This window comes from Anaeromusa sp. (assembly GCF_028691475.1).
In the GTDB taxonomy this organism is placed as follows: domain Bacteria; phylum Bacillota; class Negativicutes; order Anaeromusales; family Anaeromusaceae; genus Anaeromusa.
Genome location: NZ_JAQUZF010000138.1, coordinates 1 through 5989 on the forward strand (window position 1 = coordinate 1; position 5989 = coordinate 5989).

The 5989-nt window shown below is 49.8% G+C and carries 7 protein-coding genes and 1 riboswitch; of the genes, 3 read left to right on the forward strand and 4 right to left on the reverse strand.

Translation table 11 applies throughout. The features are described from left to right. Window positions 1-411 precede the first annotated feature (411 nt). Genes PHF27_RS12920 through PHF27_RS12935 form a run of 4 tightly spaced genes read right to left on the reverse strand, consistent with a single transcriptional unit; the run spans window position 412 to window position 3810 of the window. The gene (locus PHF27_RS12920) at window positions 412-1218 is read right to left on the reverse strand and encodes a MetQ/NlpA family ABC transporter substrate-binding protein (RefSeq protein WP_300070872.1); all 807 of its coding nucleotides are present in this window, start codon (window positions 1216-1218) and stop codon (window positions 412-414) included. A 60-nt stretch (window positions 1219-1278) separates the two neighbouring features. Further along, on the reverse strand, window positions 1279-2100 hold the full coding sequence (locus PHF27_RS12925) for a MetQ/NlpA family ABC transporter substrate-binding protein (protein WP_300070875.1): 822 nt from the start codon (window positions 2098-2100) through the stop codon (window positions 1279-1281). A 23-nt stretch (window positions 2101-2123) separates the two neighbouring features. Beyond that, complete coding sequence (locus PHF27_RS12930) at window positions 2124-2777, reverse strand: methionine ABC transporter permease (RefSeq protein WP_300070878.1); 654 nt, start codon at window positions 2775-2777, stop codon at window positions 2124-2126. Further along, a complete protein-coding gene (locus tag PHF27_RS12935; protein WP_300070881.1) occupies window positions 2746-3810 on the reverse strand; it encodes a methionine ABC transporter ATP-binding protein in 1065 nt (354 codons plus the stop codon). The genes PHF27_RS12930 and PHF27_RS12935 overlap by 32 nt, the downstream gene beginning before the upstream one ends. A gap of 85 nt (window positions 3811-3895) precedes the next feature. After that, window positions 3896-3998: riboswitch (SAM riboswitch) on the reverse strand. Window positions 3999-4199: 201 nt separating this feature from the next. On the opposite strand from PHF27_RS12935, the gene PHF27_RS12940 reads away from it, so the two are divergent. From PHF27_RS12940 to PHF27_RS12950, 3 genes are all read left to right on the forward strand, one after another. After that, window positions 4200-4535: a YerC/YecD family TrpR-related protein gene (locus tag PHF27_RS12940; RefSeq protein WP_300070884.1), complete on the forward strand. Its 336-nt coding sequence runs from the start codon at window positions 4200-4202 to the stop codon at window positions 4533-4535. Then, a complete protein-coding gene (gene hisZ, locus PHF27_RS12945; protein WP_300070887.1) occupies window positions 4522-5709 on the forward strand; it encodes an ATP phosphoribosyltransferase regulatory subunit in 1188 nt (395 codons plus the stop codon). The genes PHF27_RS12940 and hisZ overlap by 14 nt, the downstream gene beginning before the upstream one ends. 5 nt (window positions 5710-5714) lie before the next feature. Further along, the coding region (locus tag PHF27_RS12950; protein ID WP_300070890.1) for an HD domain-containing protein at window positions 5715-5989 on the forward strand (275 nt) is incomplete at its 3' end.

The window sequence follows — 5989 nt, forward strand, 5'->3', positions numbered from 1 at the left end:
GAAATTGTCTTGTATGGTATTGTCGCTTCTTCGTAATAAATAATCCCCGGTCGACTCAGCCAGTCGACCGGGGATTTCTATTGTTTTCGCACGATAGGAATCGCGCTCTTCCGTGCATACACTGGATGCACTTCGTTTAGTCAGTTATTCAGTTGTGGGACTGCCCAATTGTTTGCTGATACAACCGCCCCCTTACATGGTGACCGAAACTCTGCTTCCTCTTTCATTGGACTCACCCCTGACTGTGGTAGTTGCCGAGCTACCTGTCGCCACTGCTTCCGGCGACTTTCTCTTCATCTACCCTTTTCTTTGATTTAAGTATAACAAGAATATTGCGAAAAGTCAAGCGGCCTTCATGGCAGCCATCGAAGCCCTCGCTTGACTCCTGTTCATTCTCCATACCCCTCTGCTTTACCAGGCTGGCAGGATGGTACCCTGAAAATGCTCTTCAATGTAGTTGCGAACTTCTGGAGAGTGATAGGCTTTGATTAGCAGCTGCAGTGAGCGGTTATCAGTTTCCCCTTCCCTCACGGCGATGACATGCGCATAGGCTGAAGAAGCCGGTTCCATGAGGAGAGCCTTGTTGGGGGCTAGGCCGTAAGAAAAAGCGTAGCCGCTGGGAATGCCCAATATATGGGCATCTTCCATATGCCTAGGCAGCGTGTTGGCCATGGCTGTTTTAAACACCAGTCCCAAGGGGTTGGTCTGTATATCTTCTAGAGTGGGTGTGGCCAGGGCATCTTGGCGCAAGGCGATGACGCCGCTTTTATGAAGGAGAAGCAAAGCGCGGCTCAAGCTGATCGGATCTTGCGGCAGGGCGACAATAGCGCCGCGGGGCAAATCATTGAGATTGGAAATTTTCTTTGAATAAAAACCCAGAGGGAAAAGCACGGTTTTAGCTGCCGCTTGCAGTTTGAAGCCGCGGTCTTTAGTGACGGTTGTTAAATAGGCTTCCGGTTGAAAAATATTAGCGTCCAATTTTTCACCGGCCAGGGCTTCGTTAATTTTTACATAATCGTTGAACTTTACGACTTGAATTTGCAGACCGTCTTTTTCAGCGACATTTTGCACGACCTTCAAGATGTCTTCGTGAGGTCCGGCAATAACGCCTACCTTGATCGGCTTGACAGTGCTGGTCATGATGGCTACGGCATAGCCGATGCCGATCATAACTACTAAAACACTCAAGAGTAAGATGGCTAGTTTGCGATTTGACATAGAAAAACCCCCATGCAGGCGCAACGCAGCGTTGCTTCCGCACAGGGGCTGCACGTCAGATTAAAACGCTGGAACGATTGCACCTTGATATTTCTCGTTGATGAATTTCTTCACTTCTTCAGAGGTCAGCGCTTTCGTCAGCTTCTGAATTTCAGGACGATTTTCGTCTCCCTTGCGAATCGTCAAGATATTAGCATAGGGAGAATCCTTTTGCTCAATGAACAAAGCATCTTTAGCAGGAACTAGTTTGGCTTCTAGCGCATAGTTCGTATTGATAACGGCAATGGCCAGATCCTCAAGAGAACGAGGCAGTTGAGGCGCTTCAAGCTCACGAATTTTCAAGTTTTTAGGATTGGCTACAATATCGGAAATCGTGGCATTTACGCCGGCGCCTTCCTTAAGCTTCAGTAAGCCGGCTTTTTCCAGCAGAGAAAGGGCGCGTCCGCCATTGGTCGGATCGTTGGGAATGCCAACTTGAGCGCCGTTAGACAAGTCATTAAGGTTTTTAATTTTTTGGGAATAAATGCCCATAGGCTCAATGTGAACTTTGGTAGTATAAGCCAACTGCAAGTTGCGCTCGGAAATGAACTTGTTTAAGTAAGGCACATGCTGAAAGAAGTTGGCATCCAATTCTTTATCCGCTACCGCAAGATTTGGACGTACATAATCGTTCATTTCGACGATAACCAGGTCGATTCCTTCTTTCGCCAGAAGCGGCTTGACGACGTTAAGAATTTCCGCATGCGGCACCGGTGTGGCGCCGACTTTGAGAACGGTTTTGGCGTTTTGCGCCGCCGGTTTGGCGTCGTTGCCGCCGCAGCCGGCAATAACCAAGGCCAAAGAGAGAAGAACTACCAGGAGAAGCAGAGATCTTTTTTTCATAGAAATTACCTCCTTGAATTTTCTTATTTTTTATTGAGTTTGGCTGCAATCAGATCGCCGCAGGACTGGATAATCTGTACCTGTGCGACCAAGACGACAACCGTTGCCAACATCACGTCGCCGCGAAAGCGCTGATAACCGTAGCGAATGGCTAAGTCACCCAGGCCGCCGCCGCCGATGGCGCCAGCCATGGCGGAATAGCCGACAAGGCTGATAACCATTAAGGTTAAACCGGAAATAATGGACGGCATAGACTCTGGTAGAAGCACCCGGGTAATGATGGCTAGCGGCGAGGCGCCCATGGCCTGAGCGGCTTCCACCAGGCCGTAGTCTACTTCCTTAATGGCGGTTTCTACAATGCGCGCCAGGAACGGAATAGCGGCTAAACTTAAAGGAACTACTGCGGCGTCAGTGCCAATAGAGGTTCCTGCGATCATGCGCGTGATGGGGATGATGGCTACCATCAAAATAATAAAAGGAACCGAACGGCAAGCGTTAACAATAGCGCCTAAAACGCGATAGAGAGCTAAATTTTCCAGGATATGTCCTTTGTCGGTTGTAACCAGGATGACGCCCAAGGGAATACCGAAAAGAGCGGCGACAAAGGAAGAAAAAGCTACCATATAAGTGGTTTCGCCCAAAGACTTAACCAGCAAGAGAAGCATGTCTTGCGACATAGCCGATCACCTCAATTCCAAGATTGCGTTGTTTCAAATAAGCTAACGCCGCGTCCAGATCTTCTTGAGAGCCTGAAAGCTCTAAAATCAGCGTACCATAGGGTGTGCTTTGGATGTGGTCGATGTTGCCGTAGAGAATGTTGGGAGTGACCTGATACTGGCGAATCAGTGTGGCAATGACAGGCTCTTCAGCGGACTGTCCCAAGAAAGACAGGCGCAGTACCAGATTGCCTTCCGGCAACGGCGTAGGGGAGAAAGCTACGTCAGCAAGAATTTCCGGCAGATCATGGTTAATGATGGTGCGGATGAATTCTCTGGTCGTATCGGTTTGGGGCTGGGTGAATACATCCAGAACCGGCCCTTCTTCGCTGATGACGCCGTTTTCAATGACGGCGACGCGGTCGCAAATTTCTTTAATGACCTGCATTTCATGCGTGATAAGCACAATGGTCAGGCCGAGCTGCTTATTAATGTTCTTTAGCAGTTCCAAAATTGCCTTGGTGGTCTGCGGGTCTAGGGCGGAGGTGGCTTCATCGCAAAGCAGTACCGTTGGCTGATTGGCCAGCGCCCGCGCGATGCCTACGCGCTGTTTTTGTCCGCCTGAAAGCTGGGCCGGATATTGATCGCGTTTATCGGACAGCTCAACCAGCTCCAAGAGGCGGCTGACTTTTTGTTCGATTTCTTTTTTGCTGACTCCAGCCAGTTCTAAAGGGAAGGCTACGTTATCAAATACCGTGCGGGAGGAAAGCAGATTAAAATGTTGAAAAATCATGCCGATTTTTTTGCGCGCTTCCCGCAGCCGCTGTTCATTAAAAGAAGTCAGTTCTTGACCGTTAACGATGACCGTGCCGGCAGTGGGCCGCTCCAGAAGATTGATGCAGCGAATGAGGGTGCTCTTGCCAGCGCCGCTCTTGCCGATGACTCCAAAAATCTCTCCCTCTTCAATGGTGAGGCTGATGCCCCGCAAGGCGTGAACGGCGTCGGAACCGCCGGAAGCGGGATAAGTTTTTTCAATGTTTTCTAGCTGAATCATGGTGAATCCCCTCTCTGCAATATGCATGTAAATACAAAAAAATCTCTTCGTGGCAAGCGAAGAGACGTCATGAGTAAAACTCAGTTCTTCATCTGCCAGGCGTATCCTGCAGGAATTGGCACCGTTCACCTGTGTGATGGTTGCCGCGGCTTCATCGGGCCCGTCCCTCTGCCAGCTCTTGATGAAAAAATATGAAATTATCAGTTTATAGGAATCAAATGCTTACGGATGCAATTGATTACGTGAGAATAACTTTAGCACGCGTCTAGAGCGCTGTCAAGAAAAAAATAGTTTCACAAACTAAAGAAGAAAAGAGGTGAAGGGAGGACTTTGAAGGGAAAGGTAGAATATGTATAAGATGTTCATGTGTTAATGAAAGGGGTAGTCTAATGGTAAATCCGAAGTTGAAGGATGTTCTTACCGACCATTTGTGTGAAGCGGTATTGCAGTTGGAAACAGTGGAAGAATGTTATCAACTCTTTGAAGACATTTGTACGATCAGCGAGCTTAAGGCGCTGGCGCAGCGGTTGGAAGTAGCTCGGATGCTGCGCAAAAAGCATACGTATGACGAAATTGTAGAGCGTACCGGGGCCAGCACCGCTACAATCAGCCGTGTTAAGCGCTGTCTGCATTACGGCGCTGACGGTTATAAGCTGATTTTAGAACGCATGGAAGTAAAAAATGAGGCGGAGCAAGGAGACGAAGATATACATGAGAAAGAATGAATTTGTACCTAAAATTCCCTATGGGATGCGTGATTTCCTGCCAGGCGAAGTGGGGCAGAAACGACAAGTGGAGGAAAGTCTCATTCGTTTGTTCGCCCGCTGGGGGTATGAGGAAATCATTACGCCTACGATGGAATATATGGAAACCTTGCAGGCGGGCAGTGAGGGAATTGAGGCGCATTTATACAAATTTTTCGATCGCCATAATCGTCTTTTAGCCTTGCGTCCGGACATGACTACTCCCATTGCCAGAGTGGCGGCCACTCGCCTGAAGGATCAAGAGGCGCCTTTGCGGCTTTGCTATTTAGCGAATGTATTTCGATATGAAGAGGCGCAGGCTGGACGGCAGTGCGAATTTTACCAGGCCGGAGTTGAACTTTTGGGTGAAGGCGGTGCTACGGCAGACGCCGAGGTAGTGGCCTTGGCGGTGGAAAGTCTGTTGGATGCGGGACTGGTTTCTTTTCAAATCAGCTTGGGGCAAGTGGATTTTATCAACGGTCTTTTAGCGGAAGCCGGCTTGCAAGGGGAGCGGAGCCGGGAAATTCGCCAGGCTTTAACAAGCCGGGATTTAGTCGGTTTGGAAAAATTGCTCGTAGACAGTGGCATTTCTGCAGGAGTGCAGCAGCTTTTACGCCGCATTCCCTTGCTGCATGGCAAACGAGAATTGCTTGAAGAAGCTCGCAGTTTGGTGAATAATGACGTCAGCCGCCGGGCGCTCGACAACTTAGCCCAAATCTACGCCTTGCTGGAGCATTATGGAGTAGCGGAGCATGTCGTCTTTGACTTAGGAGTCTTTCGGAATTTTTCCTATTATACAGGCATGGTCTTTGAAGCGTATACGCCGGGGCTGGGCTTTCCTGTGCTTGGCGGCGGGCGCTATGACCAGTTGGCGGGAGCGTATGGAGAATCCTGTCCGGCCACCGGTTTTGCCTTGGGGATTGAACGGGTTCTCTTGGCGCGGCAGCGCCAAAAGCTGGAAGTGTGCGCCGCGAAAAGCGATGTATATATTTCCTGGGAAAAGAACGGCTTGGTTCAAGCCATTCAGAGGGCGACGAGCTTGCGTCAGGAAGGGCTGCGAGTAGAGCTGGCGGCGCAGGAAGAAAATCGTACTGAGGCGCAACACCGTTGCGAGGGCCGTTGCTGCGGGCGCTTGGAATACTTTACAGGAGATTGATGCAGATGTGGCAGCAGCGTGTACGCCAGGTATGGGCGGCGCTTCATGCCGTCATAACCGACGCGGATCGAGAATTGGTGCAAGCCTATTTGAATGAGGCGGAACAGACTCTGTTTTGGGCTATGAATTTACCGGATCAGTATCATTGCTTGGGCGTAGTTCGCAGCGCCAGGCAGCTTGCCGTAGGCAGGGCGGATGTGGAGGAGCGTTTTCTCATCCGCTTGGCGCTCCTGCATGATGTGGGCAAAAAAAAGGGCGATGTCAGCACTAAGGATAAAAT